The sequence below is a fragment of the Frankia sp. CcI49 genome, assembly GCF_001983215.1.
Lineage (GTDB): Bacteria > Actinomycetota > Actinomycetes > Frankiales > Frankiaceae > Parafrankia > Parafrankia irregularis.
The window spans coordinates 20,166-39,154 of the sequence record NZ_MOWP01000048.1 but is presented as its reverse complement, the minus strand read 5'-3'; the positions used below and the strand labels follow the sequence as shown (position 1 = coordinate 39,154).

Genomic DNA, 18,989 nt, shown 5'->3' with positions numbered 1-18,989 from the left:
CACCAACGATGGTCGAGATCTACTACGACGACGACGCGAACCTCGCGAACCTCGCTGACCGCAAGGTCGCCGTGATCGGTTACGGCAGCCAGGGGCACGCGCACGCGCTGAACCTGCGCGACAGCGGGATCGACGTCCGCGTCGGCCTGCCCGAGACGAGCGCCAGCCGGGCCAAGGCCGAGGAGCAGGGCCTGCGGGTGGTGACCCCGGCGGAGGCCTCCGCCGAGGCCGACATCATCATGATCCTGACGCCGGACACGACGCACCGCAAGATCTACGCCGAGTCGATCGCGCCGAACCTCGCCCCGGGCAAGGCGCTCGCCTTCGGGCACGGCTTCAACATCCGTTACGGCCTCATCGAGCCGCCGGCCGGCGTGGACGTCTTCATGGTCGCGCCGAAGGGCCCGGGCCACCTGGTCCGTCGGGTGTTCACCGAGGGCAAGGGCGTGCCGTGCCTCGTCGCCGTCGAGTCGGACGCCTCCGGCAAGGCCCTCGACATCGCGCTCGCCTACGCCAAGGGCATCGGTGGCACCCGGGCCGGCGCGCTGCGCACGACGTTCACCGAGGAGACCGAGACCGACCTGTTCGGTGAGCAGGCGGTGCTGTGCGGCGGTGCCAGCGCGCTGGTGCAGGCCGGCTTCGAGACGCTGGTCGAGGCCGGGTACACCCCCGAGGTCGCGTACTTCGAGTGCCTGCACGAGCTCAAGCTGATCGTCGACCTCATGTACGAGGGCGGCATCAGCCAGATGCGCTACTCGATCTCCGACACGGCCGAGTACGGCGACGTCACCCGTGGCCCGCGTGTGGTCACTCCGGCGGTCAAGGCGGAGATGCGCAAGATCCTCGGCGAGATCCAGGATGGGACGTTCGCCCGCGAGTGGGTCGCGGAGGACGACGCGGGTCGCCCGACCTTCACCAAGCTGGTCGAGGAGGGCAAGCAGCACCCGATCGAGCAGGTCGGTGGCAAGCTGCGGCCGATGATGTCCTGGATCGCGAAGGACTGACGCGGTGGGCCGGGCCGGGTGGCACTGCCGCCCGGCCGTGCCCGGCGTGTCAGGCGGTGCCCGGCTGTGCCCGGCCGTGATCCCTCGGTGGTGAGAGCGGGCACACCGCCGTGGGCGACCGATCGCGCTGAGCGTCCTCTGTAGGCTGTAGGCGCACCGTAAAGCCCACCTGATTCGACACCGTCGTCGTCCGCCCGGGCAGCGGCGCAGCACGGCCTCGTTGCCGCTGCGTCCTTCTCACTGGTGGCCGGCGACGAGCTGCGCTACTAGGAGCAGACCGTGCCCGTCGTACTCGTCGCCGAGGAGCTCTCACCGGCCGGGCTGGAGGTCCTCTCTGGGGACTTCGAGATCCGCCACGTGGACGGGGCCGACCGATCCGCGCTGTTGCCGGCGCTGGCGGACGTGGACGCGGTCCTCATCCGTTCGGCAACGAAGATCGACGCGGAGGCACTCGCCGCCGCGCCGCGGCTCAAGGTCGTGGCCCGGGCCGGGATCGGGCTCGACAACGTCGACGTGCCGGCCGCCACCAACCGGGGCGTCATGGTGGTGAACGCGCCGCAGTCGAACATCGTCAGTGCCGCCGAGCACGCGGTCGCGCTGCTGTTGTCCGTGGCTCGGCGGGTGCCGGCCGCGCATGGCGCGCTCGTCGGCGGCGAGTGGAAGCGGTCGAAGTACGTCGGCGTGGAGCTGACCGAGAAGACCGCCGGCGTCGTGGGGCTCGGCCGCATCGGCGTCCTGGTCGCGCAGCGCCTCGCCGCGTTCGGGATGGACATCGTCGCCTACGACCCCTATGTGTCGGTGGCCCGGGCCTCCCAGCTGGGCGTCCGCCTGGTCGACCTGGACGAGCTCCTCGCCGTCAGTGATGTGATCACCATTCACCTCCCCAAGACGCCCGAGACGCTGGGGCTGATCGGCGCCGAGCAGCTCGCGCGGGTCAAGCCCGGTGTGATCATCGTGAACGCCGCGCGTGGTGGCCTGGTCGACGAGGCTGCGCTGGCCGAGGCCGTCAGCTCCGGCCGGGTCGGTGGCGCGGGGCTCGACGTGTACGTCAAGGAGCCGACCACATCCTCGCCGCTGTTCGGCCTGGAGAACGTGGTCGTCACTCCGCACCTGGGCGCCTCGACCCAGGAGGCGCAGGACAAGGCCGGCCTCGCGGTGGCGAGGTCGGTGCGCCTGGCGCTGAGCGGCGAGTTCGTTCCCGACGCGGTCAACGTGCAGGCCGGCGGGGTCGTCGCGGAGGACGTGCGGCCCGGCCTGCCGCTCGCCGAGAAACTGGGCCAGCTCTTCTCCGGCCTGGCCGGGGGAGTCGCCGCGGCGATCACGGTCGAGGTGCGGGGCGAGATCGCCGTGCATGACGTCTCGGTGCTGCAGCTGGCTGTCCTCAAGGGTGTCTTCACCGACATCGTCGAGGAGCAGGTCACCTATGTGAACGCGCCGCTGATCGCCAAGGAACGCGGTGTCGAGGTCGGGCTGGAGACCTCCGAGGAGAGCCCGGACTACCGCAACCTCGTGACGGTGCGCGGAGCGCTGCCCGACGGCACCGCGGTCTCGGTCAGCGGCACCCTGGTCGGGTCGCGGCAGGTCGAGAAGATCACCGCGATCGACGGGTTCGAGGTGGACCTACGGCCCGAGAACCACCTGGCCTWCTTCCGTTACGAGGATCGCCCGGGCATTGTCGGCGCCGTCGGCGCACTGCTCGGCGAGGCCCACATCAACATCGCCAACGCGCAGGTCAGCCGCCTGAGCGCCGGCGGCGAGGCGCTCATGTCCCTGTCCCTGGACGACGCGGTGGCGCCCGACATCCTGACCGAGATCGCGAAGATCATCGGTGCGTCCTATGCACGGGCGGTCAGCATCTCGACCGACTGATAGCGCCGAATGGGTCTTTTCGTCGCGCCTCGGTGTGACTCGACCTGATCCGGGTGATCGTTAGGCAGAAGTGACGCCCGAGGCGCTTGCCGGCGTTACCGTGACACACATGGCGCCACGGCACCCGGATCCGTTCGAGGACGTGCGGCTTGACGAGCGCTTTGTGCGGTCCGCACGCTTCCTGGAACCCTCGGCGATGGAGCGTGCGGGCCGGTTTCCGCCCGCCGGCGGGGCGCGGTGCACGGTCGTGCCGGCGCCCCGCGGCCTGCACGGGCTGGTCTTCCGGCTCTTTGTCGCCCCGCCGCGTCCGGCGCCGCGGGCCAGGCGCCTGACCTGGGTACTCGCCGTGCTCACCCTCGCGCTCGGGATGATCAGCCTCACCTTCATAGCGCTGCGCCAGACGGCGCGCAGCGTTCCGGTCGCGACCTTGCCGCAGCCGGCTGCGGGGATCAGCACCACCAGCAGCACGCTCGCCTCCCGTGAGACCGGTGGTGAGGTCGCCACCACCGCGACCAGGTTCGCGACCGGCCCGTCATCGCCGGCCGGGAACGGGGCGGCGGCGGGCCTGGCCGCCGCAGCTTCGCAGGGCTTCGACCTCACGCCGGCCCTGTTCGCCGGGCTGCGGGCGGGGGACTGCCTGGCCTGGCCGGCCGCGCCGGCGACCAGGCTGGCCCCGGTGCCGGTGGACTGTTCCCAACCTCACATCGACGAGATCACGAAGGTCGTGGACCGGGCCGGCGGCGACGCCTCCTGGCCCGGCGCGGACGTGCTCAGCGCAACCGCGACGGACCTCTGCGGAGGTTCCCTGCTGGCGTCCGCGGGTGCCTTCGGCGTGGCTTCGAGCGGGGCCGTCGCGACGGTGTGGCCGGACCGGGCCAGCTGGGAAGGCGGCGTGCACGGGATCGCCTGCACGATCCGTTCGCAGGACCTGACTCCCCGGTCCGGGCGCCTGGTGGTCCCGGCACCCGTCCAGGGCTGACACCCGTCCAGGCCCGACACCCGTCCAGGCCCGACAGACGTCCAGGCCCGACAGACGTCCGGGGCCGAAAGACGTCCGGAGCCGACGGCCGTCCGTCCGGATCTGACATCCGGTGGTCTGGGTAGTGRCATGGGCGACGGTGCGGGGCGGGTCGGGTTCGCCGGCAGTCGGGTAGGCTGACGAGGCGATGCGTGCGCTGCTTCTTCTTAGGTGCCGCGGCGGGGCCTGATCCGGGCTTTCTGATCCGGAATATTGGCTGGCTTCCCCGTCGCGGAGTTCTCGTGCGTCAGCACCGGTCCCCTGCCACTGATCTCAGTCAGGCGCTGAGCTTCAGGCAGGCGCTGAGGAACCGGCCCGCATACCCGAGGAAGCAGGAACAGTGATCACACCTCAGCAACCGTCTGGCATGCCCATCGAGAAGTACCGCCCGTTCCAGGCGGTCACGCTGCCGGACCGTACCTGGCCGGGCGCCACGATCACCCGGGCACCCCGCTGGTGCAGCGTGGACCTGCGCGACGGCAACCAGGCGCTGATCGACCCGATGACCCCGTCCCGCAAGATGCAGCTGTTCGAGCTGCTGGTGGCGATGGGCTACAAGGAGATCGAGGTCGGCTTTCCCGCGGCGAGCCAGACCGACTTCGACTTCGTCCGTCAGCTGATCGAGGGCGATCGGATCCCCGACGATGTGACGATCCAGGTCCTCACCCAGGCGCGTGAGGAGCTGAWCGAGCGCACCGCCGCGGCGGTGGCCGGGTCCGACCGTGCTCTGATCCACCTGTACAACTCCACGTCGACCCTGCAGCGCCGGGTCGTGTTCGGTCTCGACCGCGCCGGCATCACCGACATCGCCGTGCAGGGCGCGCGCTGGTGCGTCCAGTACGCGGAGAAGCTGCTGGACGGGACGGACGTCCGCTGGCAGTACAGCCCCGAGTCGTTCACCGGGACGGAGCTCGACTACGCGGTCGAGGTCTGCGAGGCGGTGATGGATGTCTGGGAGCCCACGGCGGAGAACCCCGTGGTCCTCAACCTGCCCGCAACCGTCGAGATGTCGACGCCGAACATCTACGCCGACCAGATCGAGTGGGTCAGCCGGAACCTGACCAGGCGCGACGCGGTGGTGCTGTCGCTGCACCCGCACAACGACCGGGGCTGCGCGGTCGCGGCGGCCGAGCTCGGCGTCATGGCCGGTGCGGACCGGGTGGAGGRCTGCCTGTTCGGCAACGGCGAGCGCACCGGCAACGTGTGCCTGGTGACCCTCGGGCTGAACCTGTTCTCGCAGGGCGTCGACCCGGAGATCGACTTCTCCGACATCGACGGTGTCCGCCGCACGGTGGAGTACTGCAACCAGCTGCCGGTGCACCCCCGTCACCCCTACGGCGGCGACCTCGTCTACACGGCCTTCTCCGGCTCCCACCAGGACGCCATCAAGAAGGGCTTCGAGGCGATGGAGCGCACCGGCCAGACCCTGTGGGAGGTGCCCTACCTGCCGATCGACCCCAAGGACGTCGGCCGCAGCTACGAGGCCGTCATCAGGGTGAACAGCCAGTCGGGCAAGGGCGGCGTGGCCTACCTGATGAAGTCGGAGTACGCGCTGGACCTGCCGCGGCGGCTGCAGATCGAGTTCTCCGGCGTGGTGCAGAAGCACACCGACGACGCCGGCGGCGAGGTCACCGCCGAGCAGCTCTGGGAGATCTTCACCCGGGAGTACCGCCCGCAGGGCGGCGACCCGGAGGCGCCGCTGGAGCTGCTGGGATCGCGGACGACCGCGGCGAGCGGCGAGCGGGACGAGGTGACCGTCTCGGTGCGCCTGCACGGGGTCGAGAACGTGATCACGGGCACCGGCAACGGCCCGATTGACGCGTTCGTCGCGGCGCTGTCCGACCGTGGGGTGCAGATCCGGGTCCTCGACTACACCGAGCATGCCCTGGGCTCCGGGGCGGACGCCCGTGCCGCGGCCTACCTGGAGGTCGTGGTCGGGGACGCGGTGTTCTGGGGAGTCGGGATCGACCCGAACATCGTCACGGCGTCGATGCGCGCGGTCGTCAGCGCGGTCAACCGGGCAGCGGCCCGGGCCCGGGTGGCGCCGCCGGCGCCGGCACCGGCGCAGTGAGGTGGCGCGGGCCCGGTGGCGCGGCTGCCACCGGGCCCACGCCCGCTCCGGGCGTGCCGTCAGTGCGTGTCGTCAGTCGTTGTGCGCGTTGAGCGCGGTGGGCTCGACGTCGCGGATGCCGCGCCGGACCAGCTCGGTGAGCTGCAGCGGCACGTCGGTCATCCCGTGGTCGACCCGGGCGTGCGTGTCGACGGAGGCGATGATCTCGTCCTCGCTGGGCGCGACCAGGCGGGTCTCACAGTCGTGGATGATCGCCCCGCAGTAGAACTCCTTCATCACCGGGGGGCGCCCCAGTGTGATCTCTCGGACCCGGGCGCCGGGATCACCCACGGGGCGCGGGGCGATCAGGGCCTGCGCGGTCCAGAACCGGTTCCGCCTCATACCGCCGACAGCTCCGCGAGACGCAACATCAGGCGCTCCATCCGTACCAGGCCGAGGGGTCGTCCCATTTCGGTCACGATTATCACCGGGTCGAACCGACGCCCCTTCGGGCGGGTCATGGCTCGGCGCGCCACCTCGGTCACGGGCTCGTCCGGCCGGGCGAACAGCGAGGTGGGAATCCTGCGGGGCGCCTGAGCAGCAGCACCTCCGGCGGCTCCAGCACCTCCGGCGGTACCGGCGCCTCCGGCGAGCTGCAGCGCCACGGGCCGGCACCGGTTGCTGACGATGATGGTCGTCTCCCCGGCCCCGTCGCGGTCGCCGTTGCCGTCGCGGTCGCTGTCGCCGGAGGGCTGCCGCACGGCGCCGGTTTCCGTAGCCGAAGCCGGGGACTCCGGCACGTCCGCCAGGTCGAGCATGCAGGGCGGGCACGCCGCGTCGCGGGCGCACTGCCCGTGATCGCCGGTGGACACCCGGGCCGGTTCCATCAGGCTGACGATGTGCGCGGAACGGTCGGTACGCGCGGCCATGGTCTGGATCCGTCTGGCCACCGAGGGGTCGAGGAACTGCCAGTGGGCTGACGGACGTCCGAGGAGGAAGCCCTGTGCCAGCGGGACGCCCAGGGCGACGAGCATGGTGAGCTCCTCCACCCGTTCGATGCCTTCGGCGATCACCCAGCCGTTGAGGCGGCTGGCGAACCCGCCGACCAGCTCGGTCAGCGCGATCTTCACCTGGTCGTCGTCTATGTGGGTTACGAGCGATCTGTCCAGTTTTACGAAATCCGGGCGGATGTAGGTGAGCTGGCGCAGCCCCGCGTAACCCGAGCCGACATCGTCCATCGCAATGAAGGCGCCTCTGTCGCGGAGCTCCTGTGATGTTGCGGCCAGGGCCGAGGAGCAGTCGATGGCCACTGCCTCGTTCAGCTCGAGAACCAGCCGGGAAAGATCGGCTGTCCGCCAGACGGACTCGACCTCCGGGCTGGAAAGAAGATGCGGGAAGACGTTGACGGCGAGAAAACAACGATCCGGAAGATGATCCCGTGCGGCGATCGCCTTGCGCAGCACCCGCGCCTCCACCTCGGCGGCGACACCGAGACGATCAGCTTCGGCGAAGACGAGGTCCGGGGCGTTGCGTGGGTCGTCGCCGAAGCGGGCCAGTGCTTCGTAGCCGGCTGTCAGGCCCAGTCGGAGGTCCACAATTGGCTGGAAGACAAGGTCTGGTGCGTCCGGGTCGGCCAGGATCCGGTCGATGTCGGGACGGGTCGGTGGTCCCACGGCTGGCTGGAGCTTCGCCGCCGCAGAGACCTCTCCCACCCCGCCGTGGCCTCCTCGACCCGCGGATCCGCGGCCCGTCGGCCGGCCGGTGTCCGCCGAACGCCCGCTGGTCAGGCGCTGAGGAACCATGCGTCGTGCACCCCCTCGTATCCCCGCACGTCGCATCAGCAAAGTTGTTTATTTCGTACCACTTTTACGGCGGCATCGGCATCCTGYCTCCGTGGAGTTGTGGTGCTGTGCGTGGGTGTGGTCCGAACTTTGTCCGTTGTGCATTTTTCGAAGTCAACGCGATTGTGTTCCGGTTGATATGCGCAGGGTCGGTCGGTGCTTCGTTTGGACCGACTGATCGGCACGCGAATGCAGCGCACTCGTTGAACGGAATGTCGGGCTGGCCCGGCTGCCACCACGGGCTGTGGTCGGCGAGCACGATCGGCCGGTGGAGCGGCCCGCCGAAGCGCTGCATGCAGGTCCTCTCACGGAGGGTGGCGGCGGGGTCGGTCCAGCCGAGTGGGTCCGTAGGGGCCGACTACAGTCAGGCCTCATGAGGCTTGCGGTCATAGGTGGCGACGGGATTGGTCCGGAAGTGGTGGCGGAGGGGCTGCGTGTACTGCGGGCGGTCTACCCCAAGGTCGAGACGACCGACTACGAGCTGGGTGCCCAGCGGTGGCACCGGACCGGCGAGACCCTGCCCGACAGCGTGCTAGCCGAGCTGCGTGGCCATGACGCGATCCTGCTGGGGGCCGTCGGGGACCCGGGCGTGCCGAGTGGTGTTCTCGAGCGTGGGCTGCTGCTGCGCCTGCGGTTCGAGCTCGATCACCACGTCAACCTTCGTCCGGTGCGGCTCTACCCGGGCGTGACCACACCGCTCGCCGGTGACCCCACCATCGACATGATCGTGGTCCGGGAGGGGACGGAGGGGCCGTACGCCGGTGCCGGTGGCACGCTGCGTCGCGGCACGCCGCACGAGGTGGCGACCGAGGAGAGCCTGAACACGAGGTTCGGCGTCGAGCGGGTCGTCCGGGACGCCTTCGCGCGGGCGAGCCGGCGGCCGCGCGCGCATCTGACCCTGGTGCACAAGACCAACGTCCTCACCAAGGCCGGTGATCTCTGGGCTCGCACGGTGGCCGACGTCGGCGCGGAGTTCCCCGGCGTCACCGTCGACTACCAGCATGTCGACGCGGCGTCGATGTTCTTCGTGACCAACCCCGGGCGGTTCGACGTCGTGGTCACCGACAACATGTTCGGCGACATCCTGACCGACATCGGCGCCGCGATCACGGGTGGCATCGGGCTGGCCGCGAGCGGGAACCTGGACCCGTCAGGTGCGAACCCGAGCATGTTCGAGCCGGTGCACGGCAGTGCGCCGGACATCGCGGGCCAGGGCCTGGCCGACCCGACCGCGACCGTGGCCTCGGTCGCCATGCTGCTGGACCACCTCGGGCACACCGGCGAGGCGGCACGGGTGGAGGCGGCGGTCGCCGCGTCGCTCGCGGCGCGTGCCGCCGCTGACGGCGGCGGGCGCCGGTCCACCCGTGAGATCGGGGATGACCTGGCGGCGCGCGCCGCCGGCTGATCGGCGCCGGCGCCGCGCTATGGCGGTGGCGGCGGCATCGTTGCAGGCGGTGCCCGCGCCGGCGGTCGTTTTCCGTTCGGTCATCCGGGGGCTATTCTCGGAAGGGAGCCGTAGATCCGGTACGACGGCAGCCGACAGGGCCTGACCACGGCGACGATCGGCAGTTTCGTCATCTCTGACTGTTCGTCACAGTGTTCGCCTGCGCCCTCGTGCGCCCTGAAGTCTTTCGTACTGGAGTTGCCATGCCCATTACCCCCACTTCAAAGATCTGGATGAACGGCGAGCTCGTCGACTGGGACGACGCCCAGGTCCACGTGCTCAACCCGAGCCTCCACTACGGCTGGGGTGTGTTCGAGGGCATCCGCGCCTACGCCACCTCGAGCGGCAGTGCGGTCTTCCGGCTGACCGACCACATCGCGCGTCTCTACCGCAGCGCCAAGATCTACATGATGGAGCCGTCCTTCTCGCCGGAGGAGCTCATCCAGGCGACGAAGGACCTCATCGTCGAGAACGACGTCCAGGCCTGCTACATCCGCCCGCTGATCTACCTCGGCTACGGCGAGATCGGCCTCAACCCGCTGCCGTCCTCGATCGAGGTGATGATCGCGGTCTGGCCCTGGGGCTCCTACCTGGGAGAGGACGCCGAGCGCAACGGCGCGCGCGCCACCATCTCGACCTGGCGCCGCAACGACGCGAACATCATCCCGCCGGCGGCGAAGGCCACCGGGCAGTACATCAACTCGTCGCTGGCCAAGGTGGCCGCCATCAAGGCCGGCTACGACGAGGCGATCATGACGAGCCCGAACGGCCACATCGCGGACGGCTCGGGCGAGAACGTCTTCATCGTCTCCGGGCGGAAGGTCATCACCCCGCCGCTCAGCGATGGTCCGCTCGGCGGCATCACCCGGGCATCGGTGATGCAGATCGCGGCGGACCAGGGCTACGAGGTGCTGGAGCAGCACATCGTGCGGACCGACCTGTACCTCGCCGACGAGGCCTTCTTCACCGGCACCGCGGCCGAGATCGTTCCGATCGCGTCGGTGGACGACCGGCCGGTCGGTGCCGGCCGGCCCGGCCCGGTCACCAAGGAGATCCTCGACATCTTCCACCAGGCGACCCGCGGCGAGCTCGACCGCTACAAGGACTGGAACGAGTCCGTCCGCTGAGGTTCACCGCGACCGCGTAATGCCGACTGCCCCCGCCCGGGTAACTCCCCGGGCGGGGGCGTTGTCGTTTCGGGACGTTTTATGGCGCGATGACCGCTGTGCGCTGTCCCTTTTCTGACACCATCGACAGCTGTTCTGGCGTGTGCTCTGGCCAACTCGACCTTGGCCGCCTACCGTCTCCCTTAGTCGTTTCACGAACGCACAAGCGTCAGGAGCGAGCCGGTTCAGGAGGGTGCCATGCGAGTTTCGGACGGAATGAGTGTTCTGGTCCTCGTCATCGGGCCGAATCACACGCTGCGGCAGGCGGCCCGGCTGATGGCCGCCCGGCACGTCGGCGCGGCGGTGGTCCTCGACAGCGAGAGCCAGGGGTTCGGAATCCTGACCGAGCGCGATGTTCTTCGCTCGGTCGCCCTCGGCCAGGATCCTGACGTCGAGCTTGTCGGCGATCACGTGACGAGGGACGTCGTGGTCGCCGGCCCTGACTGGTCCCTGGACGAGGCCGCCGCGGCCATGCTGCGGGGTGGCTTCCGGCACCTGATCGTGACCTCGGGAGCCGAGGTCGAGGGCGTGCTCTCGATGCGAGACGTCGTCCGGTGCTGGAGTCGCCAGCGGGTCGCTGCCTGACATGATCTGGATCGCCAACTGTGGTCGTCGAGTGACGTTGTGCCGATGAATTCACCGAGTCGGGCATCCGTGGCGCATCACATCCCCCGACAACGCTACGTTCACGGAATGCACGACACTGAGGCGGTCACCCTGCTGCGGGCGACCACGCTGCTAAAGGAACTCGACGAGGAGGACCTGCTCCGGCTGGCCAGCAGGTCGGTGACCCGGCGGTTCCGCCGGGGGCAGGTGGTCTTCACGGAGGGCGAGCCCGCGGACACACTGCTCGTGGTCGCCTCGGGCCGGCTGAAGGTGCTCACCAAGGCGGACGACGGCCGTGACCATGTGCTGAACATCGCGGGCCCGAAGGAGACCCTGGGCGAGCTCAACATCGTCGAGGCCGGGACACGCTCCGCGAGCGTCGAGGCGCTGGAACCGAGCACCGCGCTGGTGCTGGACCGCAGTGCCGTGTGGGAGCTCGTCCGGGAGCGCCCCGCCGTCGCCGAGCAGCTCATCCGGGCTCTGGTCGCGCATGTGCGCCGACTGACCGGCGCGAACGCGGACCTGGTGTTCCTCGACCTGCCGCGCCGCGTCGCCAAGCTGCTGCTGATGCGGATGCGTGAGGCCGGCCGCCCGGTCATCGAGCTCGGGCTCACCCAGACCGAGATCGCCTCGCTGCTGGGTGGTTCGCGCCAGTCGGTCAACCAGGCGCTGCGTGAGTTCGAGCGGCGCGCCTGGATCCTGTCCGAGGGGCAGACGATCACCATCCTGCAGGTCGACCGGCTTCGGCGCTTCGCCGGCGACTGAGCCGGCTCGCTTTTCCGGGCTCCCTTCCCGCTTCCCGCTTCCCGCTTCCCGCTCCGTAGCTCGATGGCTCTGTAGCTCGGTGGCTCCGTGGCTGGTGGCGCGGTGGCTCGGTGGCGGCGGGCCACGCCCGGCAGCCGCGAAGCCGGCCCGCCGGCCGCCGCGCCGCGAGCGGTGCGTAGCGTGGAGGGCAGGAACGGGTCGCATCGATTGCGGCAGGGGCCTGCCGGCGCCGGCCTTCTGGGCCGCCGGCCCGGCCCCGGGCGAGAGAACCCCAGGTAGATCAGGTGGGCCGGCACGATGGCGCTCGCCACACTTGCTACGTGTCCAGCGTGTTACGACATAAGGTGGGACGCTGGCGGCGAACCCGTCCCCGTCGCGCGTACCGGTCACTGACCATGGAGACCGGGGCGCGTGACGGCCAGACAAGGTTCCGGCGAGAGGTCCAGCTGTGCACCACGACGTCCCAACCACCACCCGAACCGTTTCCGTCGACGCCCGCACCGAGGGTGCCCCGGCGGAACCCGCGTTCGACCGTGAGTCGCTGCACATCTACGACACGACCCTGCGGGACGGAACCCAGCAGGAAGGGCTCTCGCTGTCGGTCGCCGACAAGCTTGTCGTCGCTCGTCATCTCGACGAGCTGGGCGTCGGGTTCATCGAGGGCGGCTGGCCCGGATCGAATCCCAAGGACGCCGAGTTCTTCCGCCGTGCCCGCACCGAGCTGAACCTGCGCGGTGCGCTGCTGACCGCCTTCGGTTCCACCCGGCGGGCGAGCAAGGCCGTGGCCGACGATCCGCAGGTCGCGGCGCTGCGTGACGCGGGTACCGCGGTCGTGTGCCTGGTGGCGAAGGCTGACCGTCGGCACGTCGAGCGCGCGCTGCGCACGACACCTGCCGAGAACCTGGCGATGATCCGCGACACCGTCCGGCATCTGACCGCCGAGGGCAAGCGGGTGTTCGTCGACGCGGAGCACTTCTTCGACGGTCACCGGGCCCACGCCGACTACGCCCTGGAGATGGTGCGCACGGCGGCCGAGGCCGGTGCCGAGGTCATCGTGCTGTGCGACACCAACGGCGGGATGCTGCCGACCYGGATCGGCGAGGTCGTCGCCGAGACGCTGGCGCTCACGGGTGCGCGGCTCGGCATCCACTGCCACGACGACGCGGCCTGCGCCGTCGCGAACAGCCTGGTCGCGATCGAGGCCGGGGCGACCCATGTGCAGGGCACCGCGAACGGCTACGGCGAGCGCTGCGGCAACGCCAATCTGTTCAGCGTGATCGCCGGCCTGGAGACCAAGCTGGGGCGCCAGGTGCTGCCCGCCGGGCGGCTGCGCGACCTCGTCCGGGTGTCCCACGCCATCGACGAGGTCACCAACTCGGTACCGGACAACAGCCGGCCGTATGTCGGGGCGAGCGCCTTCGCGCACAAGGCCGGCCTGCACGCGAGCGCGGTCAAGGTCGATCCGGACATGTACCAGCACATCGACCCGGCCGTGGTCGGCAACGACATGCGGATGCTCGTCTCGGAGCTGGCGGGCCGGGCGACGCTCGAGCTCAAGGGCCGGGAGATGGGCCTGGACCTGTCCGGCGAGCGTGAGGCCCTCGGCCGGGTGCTGGAGATCGTCAAGGACCGTGAGGCCGCGGGCTACTCGTACGAGGCCGCGGAGGCCTCCTTCGAGCTTCTGCTGATCGACGAGGTGTCCGGGCGGGAACGCTACTTCACCCTGGAATCCTGGCGGGTCATCGTCGAGCAGCGGGCCGGTGGCGAGGTCGTCAGCGAAGCGACGGTCAAGCTCACCTCCCACGGTGAGCGGCACGTTTCGACCGCCGAGGGCAACGGCCCGGTGAACGCGCTCGACACCGCGCTGCGCGCCGCGCTGGAGAAGGCCTACCCGGGCCTCGTGGACCTCGACCTCGTCGACTTCAAGGTCCGGATCCTCGACGGGAGCCAGGGCTCCGGAGCGGTCACCCGGGTGCTGGTCGAGACCAGTGACGGCCGTGGCCGTTGGGACACCATCGGCGTCCACGAGAACATCATCGCGGCCTCCTGGGTGGCGTTGCAGGATGCCGTCATCTACGGGCTGCGTCGCCAGGGCGAGCGTCCCGACCCCGACGCGGTCTAGTCCGGTCGCCTGGCGGTCCCCCATCGCCAGATCAACATCGTCAACGCCGCCTATGCGGCGTCCGCCCGTCCTGCCAAAGATTTCTCCGCTCGTGCCAACGCGGCGCGGCCATCCTTTGGTGCCCGTTACGCTGACCGCGACGCTTCCGGCGATCCGGCTAATCCACCGCATATCGGTGTCCTGGATGTCCGAGGCGATGGTGAGACGCGAGCTCGGTCACCAAGCCGGGGAGAGGGGACGGCGGTGTCGCGGTGTCCGGCCATGGCGCGGTGTCCGGTCATGGAGTGCCAGACCAGCAGCAACAGCCGGTGGGGGCGGCTGTGAGCCGCCGGGCCGTCCGTGGCGCGGCAGGTAGCGGCGTTGCGGGTCATGGCCCGGCGGGTCATGGCACGGCGGGCCGTCGGGCCGGTGCACACCGGTCCTCGCGGGCCGCGGCCGAGGCGGTGTGGGTCGATCCTCCGTCGAGGCGCCGCAGGCCGGCGACAGCACGCGGCCAGGTGGCGGCCCGCCGCCCGACGCCGTCAGCCGCCCTCGGTGGGCGACGCCGACGCGACGCCGGCCAGGTGGCACGCGTCTCCTGGGGTGCGCTGCTGAAGCTCCCGCTGGCGGTGGCAGTGCTCACTCTCGCGGTGACCGCGGTGGCCACGCCCGCGCCCGCCGCCGCACCGATCAGCCTGCACGGGCCGGTCAACGGCCGGATCGACCAGGTCGAGGTGCTGCCCGACAACGGGGCCGCCTTCGGCGGAGCGACCGTGGAGGCCCTGGCCGGTGTGGTCGGTGCGTCCGGGCAGATCCGGCTGCCGGTGCGTGACGGGCTCACGGTGTCCGCCGGTACCGCGACCCGCTCCGGGTCCGACGTCGCCGCCGCCGACGACGACGAGGCGGACGACGGTTCGGCGCCGGATTCGACGGTCCGTAACGAATCGCTGACCACGCCACCCGGTTCGAGTGCCGAGGCCTCCACGATCCCGTCCCGGGCGTTGGCCGCCTACACGAGCGCGGCCGACCGGGTGAACGCCGAGCGGCCGGACTGCTTCCTGCACTGGTCGCTGCTGGCAGGAATAGGCGCAATCGAGTCGGGCCACGGAAAGGGCGCGGCGATCGACCCGGCCACCGGCCGGGTCACACCCACGGTGGTCGGCCCACGGCTCGACGGCTCGGCCGGCATGTTCTACATCCGCGACACCGACGACGGCTGGCTCGACGGTGATCGCGAGCTCGACCGGGCGGTCGGCCCGATGCAGTTCACCCCGGCGATGTGGCGCTGGGCCGGCCGGGACGCCGACGCGGACGGACGTGCTGACCCCAACGACCTCGACGACGCCACGCTCGCCGCGGCGGAGCTGCTCTGTGCCTCCGGTGACCTGCGGATCCCGAAGAACGTGCTCACCGCGGTGCGCTCGTACAACCCGTCGGAGGCGTACACCCGCTCCGTCCTCGGCTGGGCGGCCTGGTACGCCGTCGGCGCGACGGTCGTGAGCGGCCTGGGCGCCGAACCGGCCGACGCGGCCGGTGGCGACACCTCGGATGATCAGGGGGCGCAGGGCCTGCCGATGGACCAGCCGTTCGAGGTCACGGCGCTGACGCCGCTGGCCGGCGCGGAGGGGGAGGGCTGCCTGACGCCGGTGATCGACCAGGGATCGATCAGCGTCGACGGGGTCGGCGGCGATGTGCTGACCGGCTCGGACCATGAGTCGTTGGAGGTACGCGGCCGGGTCGGGGGCACCGACGGCCGGACGGTGACCATCGAGCTCGTGGTGCTCGACAGCACGGGCGCGACGGTGGCCACGGGGACGAGTGCCCGGACCGTGTCGAGCGGCGACGAGGTCGTCTCGCTGGGGCGGGTGGACGGGCTGGCGATCGGCCGCGCGACGGGTCGCGGCCCCTTCGACGTCGTGGTGCGGGTCCTGCCCGGCGGTGCTGACTGCGCGGCCGCCGAGACGCGGATCCGGGCCGCCGACCTCGATCCCGCGGACTTCTCCGGTGCTCCGCCCACGCTGGCCGGGTTGCGGCGCCATCTGGAGACCTACCGCGACACCGGACGCATCACCCGGACGGCGGTGGACGACCTGCTCGCCACCCTGCCGGACGGCGATGGCGGTCTGCAGGCCGCTGTCGAGCTGTCCCGTTTCCTGGACCGGCTCGCGGCCGCGATCCAGGTGGGAGAGATCGCCGCCGATGCGCGGCTCGGTCTCGGCGAGGTGATCACGGCCCTGTGCGCCCAGGTGGACCCGGGCTCGGCCGCCACGGGTTCGGCCACCACGAGCTCGGCCGCCGCTCCGGAAGCTGCCGGAACCGGCGGCGACGGGAGCACGCTGCCCTTCCCGGTCGTGTCGTTGGCCCCGTAATCCCCAGCCACGACAGGCGTACGTTCCGCTGTTTCCAGGTGGCTGCGGGTAACCGGGCGCCGTAGCCTCACCGTCGCAGGGAGGTGGCGATGGTGCTGCGGGCGATCCGGGGCCGAGTGCGGGACAAACGCGCACTGCGTGATGTGCTGGAGCGAGGGGCCGGCGGTTCGCGTGGTCCGAGCGGTTCAGGTGCACCGAGCGGTTCAGGTGCACCGAGCGGCGGCCCGGCTGGCGCCGGGCTGGCCGCCTGCACCACCGGGACGTCACGAGACGGTGTCTTCGTCGGCCTGTTCGACCTCCATGACCCCGGCGATGCGGACCGCACCGAGTTCTGGCAAGGCGGGACCTGGGAGGCCTTCGGAGGGTTGCTGTGCCCCGTGGCCGTGATCGACCACCCCCACGTGCAGCTCGTCGGGGAGGCGAGCCTGGCAGGGGAGGAAGACCGCCCCGAGCTGGGGCGGGCGCGGTTCGTGCGGATCACCTGGGGGCGGACCGCCGACCGGGCGGCGCTGTGGGAGCTGCGGCGGCGGCTTGCCCGCCGGCTGCCTGACGCCCGCCCGGACCTGCTGGGCCTGCTGTCGGCCTGCACGGCGAGCGGATGGCTGGTCGAGGCGGCCTACCACGAGTCCGAGGAGCTGGCGCACGCGGCGGACCGTGGCTGGCAGGAACCGGAGGTCGCGGAGCTGCTCGCCGAGGCGAGCAGCCTGGTCGCGGTCGCCGCCGTCGACGTCCTGCCTGCTCCCTGGCTGGCCGGTCGCCGGCCTGTAACCGGCGACAGCGACAACATCGGGGGCGCCAGTGGGGGCGTCGGGGCGGCCCGGCACCCCCGGGGCGTCGCCTCCCGGAAGGTCAGTCCTCTTCCGGGATCTCCTCCCACCACTGGCACCACCAGTCGCCGCCGACCAGGATCCGCAGCTTCGGGTGCCAGCAGTAGGTGATGTCCTTGTCGGTGTCGAGGTAGTACAGGCAGTTGTCGCAGCGCTCGTCGCCGTTGGGCTTGCCGCGAAGGATCGCGTCCTCCGCGAGGTGGCCAAGCTGGACGCTGAGCTCCTCGTCGATCGGCTTGGGCTCGGGTGCGCCAACGTCGTAGACGGGAGTGGTGTCAGTCTCGGTCATCGTGCTCCTTCCAGATCGAGGCCGGTCCGTGATGGGTCACCGCTGTCCCGACCCGGGGCGCGGACCCGTACGGGGCAATCCTGCCTGATTCTCGGTGCCCTTTCGCCACCCCGGCGAATCGGATGCCTCGACGAGGCTGGCGCGGCCCGAGCGGGCCGGTCATGGTCAGACGTGGTCAGTGGCGGCCGGACGGGGCCGGATGTGGCCGGATGTGGCCTGATCGTGGTCCGGCGGGGTCGGGGCTGCGCAGCGTCGGCGGTTGGGCGCGCCGCACCACGCCCCCGACGCGTAGCTGGGTCGGTACGGTCGCCCAGTGCGCATCGCGAGGTTTACAGACGGATCGGAACCGGCGTTCGGAGTGGTTGAGGGGTCACCGGAGGAAGGAACCGCGGTTGTAGCCGGGATCACACCGCATCCGTTCGCTCCGTTCACGTTCACCGGGGTGCGGCGTCCGCTGGCGGAGGTCCGGCTGCTGGCTCCGGTGCTGCCGAGCAAGATCCTGTGCATCGGCAAGAACTACGCCGACCACGCGCGGGAGATGGGCGGTGAGCCGCCGGCGAGCCCGGTGCTGTTCCTGAAGCCGTCGACCAGCGTGGCCGGCCCGGGGGACCCGGTCATGCTGCCGGCCGAAAGCCGGCGGGTGGACTACGAGGGCGAGCTGGCCGTCGTGATCGGCCGGCTCTGCCGGGACGTCCCGGTGGAGCGGGCGATGTCCGTCGTGCTCGGCTTCACCTGCGCCAACGACGTGACCGCCAGGGATGAGCAGGCGACGGACGGCCAGTGGACACGGGCCAAGGGACATGACACGTTCTGCCCGCTCGGGCCCTGGATCGAGACCGAGCTCGATCCGTCCGACGTGGCCCTGCGGACGACGCTGGACGGCGAGGTCCGGCAGAACTCCCGGACCAGTCACCTGCTGCATGACGTGCCGGCCCTGGTCGCCTTCATGTCGCGCGCGATGACGTTGCTCCCGGGAGATGTCCTGCTTACCGGCACTCCCGCCGGAGTGGGGCCGATGGAAGCAGGGCAAACCGTCGCCGTCACCGTGGATGGCATCGGAACCCTGACGAACCCGGTGACCGCCAGGTAGCTCCTCGGGTGCCGCGGGGTCGGCGGTCCTGGACCGGCCCGACCCCCGGACGCCGGTCTCCGGAACTGGCCGGCCTTTCCGCGGCCCCTACTCGCGGATCTGGGCCGTGCATGGGGTACAGTAGGCAACGCCCGCGAGGGCCCCTTGGGGTATGGGGTAATTGGCAGCCCAACGGATTCTGGCTCCGTTAGTCTAGGTTCGAGTCCTGGTACCCCAGCTGCACCAAAAGCACGAAAATGCTGTATATTGCAGGAACGGTTCTGGCCCCGTCGTCTAGCGGCCTAGGACGCCGCCCTCTCAAGGCGGTAGCGCCGGTTCGAATCCGGTCGGGGCTACATTTGAAGAACATCAGGCGCCAACCTTCGGGTTGGCGCCTTTCTTTTTCTGCCGACGCCAGGCGCCGCTGCCGACGCGGGCCGCGGGGGAGTGACGTACGTCTCCTTGTCTCCCTGTCGCGGTCTCCCTGTCGCGTTGTCGTGGAACGCGTCGAGGGCTCCGAGTAGGCCTCGGAGCCCTCGACGAGCGCCCGACGGACGCGGAGGTCTGCTGA

At 70.7% G+C, this 18,989-nt stretch carries 15 protein-coding genes and 2 tRNA genes; 14 read left to right on the top strand and 3 right to left on the bottom strand.

Going from position 1 to position 18,989, the window contains the following annotated elements:
* Positions 1–8 precede the first annotated feature (8 nt).
* The 4 genes from ilvC to leuA all read left to right on the top strand — a co-directional run bounded on the left by ilvC (position 9) and on the right by leuA (position 5,962).
* Positions 9–1,004, top strand: coding sequence for a ketol-acid reductoisomerase (gene ilvC / locus CcI49_RS37200; protein WP_054565038.1), 996 nt, complete (start codon positions 9–11; stop codon positions 1,002–1,004).
* Positions 1,005–1,283: 279 nt separating this feature from the next.
* The gene (gene serA / locus CcI49_RS37195; RefSeq protein WP_076834329.1) at positions 1,284–2,873 is read left to right on the top strand and encodes a phosphoglycerate dehydrogenase; all 1,590 of its coding nucleotides are present in this window, start codon (positions 1,284–1,286) and stop codon (positions 2,871–2,873) included.
* Between the two features lie 109 nt (positions 2,874–2,982).
* On the top strand, positions 2,983–3,852 hold the full coding sequence (locus CcI49_RS37190) for a septum formation family protein (protein WP_076834337.1): 870 nt from the start codon (positions 2,983–2,985) through the stop codon (positions 3,850–3,852).
* A gap of 406 nt (positions 3,853–4,258) precedes the next feature.
* Positions 4,259–5,962, top strand: coding sequence for a 2-isopropylmalate synthase (gene leuA, locus CcI49_RS37185; protein WP_076834327.1), 1,704 nt, complete (start codon positions 4,259–4,261; stop codon positions 5,960–5,962).
* Positions 5,963–6,034: 72 nt separating this feature from the next.
* Here leuA and CcI49_RS37180 read toward each other — a convergent pair whose 3' ends face one another.
* Together CcI49_RS37180 and CcI49_RS37175 are read right to left on the bottom strand one after the other, a co-directional pair.
* A complete protein-coding gene (locus tag CcI49_RS37180) occupies positions 6,035–6,343 on the bottom strand; it encodes a DUF1059 domain-containing protein (protein ID WP_054565035.1) in 309 nt (102 codons plus the stop codon).
* Positions 6,340–7,743, bottom strand: coding sequence for an EAL domain-containing protein (locus CcI49_RS37175; RefSeq protein ID WP_076834326.1), 1,404 nt, complete (start codon positions 7,741–7,743; stop codon positions 6,340–6,342). The genes CcI49_RS37180 and CcI49_RS37175 overlap by 4 nt, the downstream gene beginning before the upstream one ends.
* Before the next feature lie 412 nt (positions 7,744–8,155).
* Between CcI49_RS37175 and CcI49_RS37170 the strand changes: the two genes are divergently transcribed.
* The 7 genes from CcI49_RS37170 (at position 8,156) to CcI49_RS37140 (ending at position 17,171) form a co-directional block, all read left to right on the top strand.
* Complete coding sequence (locus CcI49_RS37170) at positions 8,156–9,187, top strand: 3-isopropylmalate dehydrogenase (RefSeq protein ID WP_076834324.1); 1,032 nt, start codon at positions 8,156–8,158, stop codon at positions 9,185–9,187.
* A 242-nt stretch (positions 9,188–9,429) separates the two neighbouring features.
* Positions 9,430–10,353: a branched-chain amino acid transaminase gene (locus CcI49_RS37165; RefSeq protein ID WP_054565032.1), complete on the top strand. Its 924-nt coding sequence runs from the start codon at positions 9,430–9,432 to the stop codon at positions 10,351–10,353.
* A gap of 237 nt (positions 10,354–10,590) precedes the next feature.
* Complete coding sequence (locus CcI49_RS37160; RefSeq protein ID WP_054565031.1) at positions 10,591–10,977, top strand: CBS domain-containing protein; 387 nt, start codon at positions 10,591–10,593, stop codon at positions 10,975–10,977.
* A 108-nt stretch (positions 10,978–11,085) separates the two neighbouring features.
* Entirely contained in the window at positions 11,086–11,763 is a 678-nt protein-coding gene (locus CcI49_RS37155) for a Crp/Fnr family transcriptional regulator (protein WP_006541017.1), read from the top strand.
* A gap of 541 nt (positions 11,764–12,304) precedes the next feature.
* On the top strand, positions 12,305–13,885 hold the full coding sequence (gene cimA / locus CcI49_RS37150) for a citramalate synthase (RefSeq protein ID WP_116437606.1): 1,581 nt from the start codon (positions 12,305–12,307) through the stop codon (positions 13,883–13,885).
* Between the two features lie 563 nt (positions 13,886–14,448).
* A complete protein-coding gene (locus CcI49_RS37145) occupies positions 14,449–16,233 on the top strand; it encodes a murein transglycosylase (protein ID WP_241840494.1) in 1,785 nt (594 codons plus the stop codon).
* Positions 16,234–16,322: 89 nt separating this feature from the next.
* A complete protein-coding gene (locus CcI49_RS37140) occupies positions 16,323–17,171 on the top strand; it encodes a hypothetical protein (protein WP_054565028.1) in 849 nt (282 codons plus the stop codon).
* Here the strand turns inward: CcI49_RS37140 and CcI49_RS37135 are convergent.
* Positions 17,083–17,349, bottom strand: a complete 267-nt coding sequence (locus CcI49_RS37135) for a hypothetical protein (RefSeq protein ID WP_006541021.1) — start codon at positions 17,347–17,349, stop codon at positions 17,083–17,085. The genes CcI49_RS37140 and CcI49_RS37135 overlap by 89 nt on opposite strands.
* Before the next feature lie 313 nt (positions 17,350–17,662).
* Between CcI49_RS37135 and CcI49_RS37130 the strand changes: the two genes are divergently transcribed.
* The 3 genes from CcI49_RS37130 to CcI49_RS37120 all read left to right on the top strand — a co-directional run bounded on the left by CcI49_RS37130 (position 17,663) and on the right by CcI49_RS37120 (position 18,774).
* Positions 17,663–18,439, top strand: a complete 777-nt coding sequence (locus CcI49_RS37130; protein WP_006541022.1) for a fumarylacetoacetate hydrolase family protein — start codon at positions 17,663–17,665, stop codon at positions 18,437–18,439.
* A gap of 145 nt (positions 18,440–18,584) precedes the next feature.
* Positions 18,585–18,656, top strand: a tRNA-Gln gene (locus tag CcI49_RS37125).
* Between the two features lie 45 nt (positions 18,657–18,701).
* Positions 18,702–18,774, top strand: a tRNA-Glu gene (locus CcI49_RS37120).
* Positions 18,775–18,989: the final 215 nt, after the last annotated feature.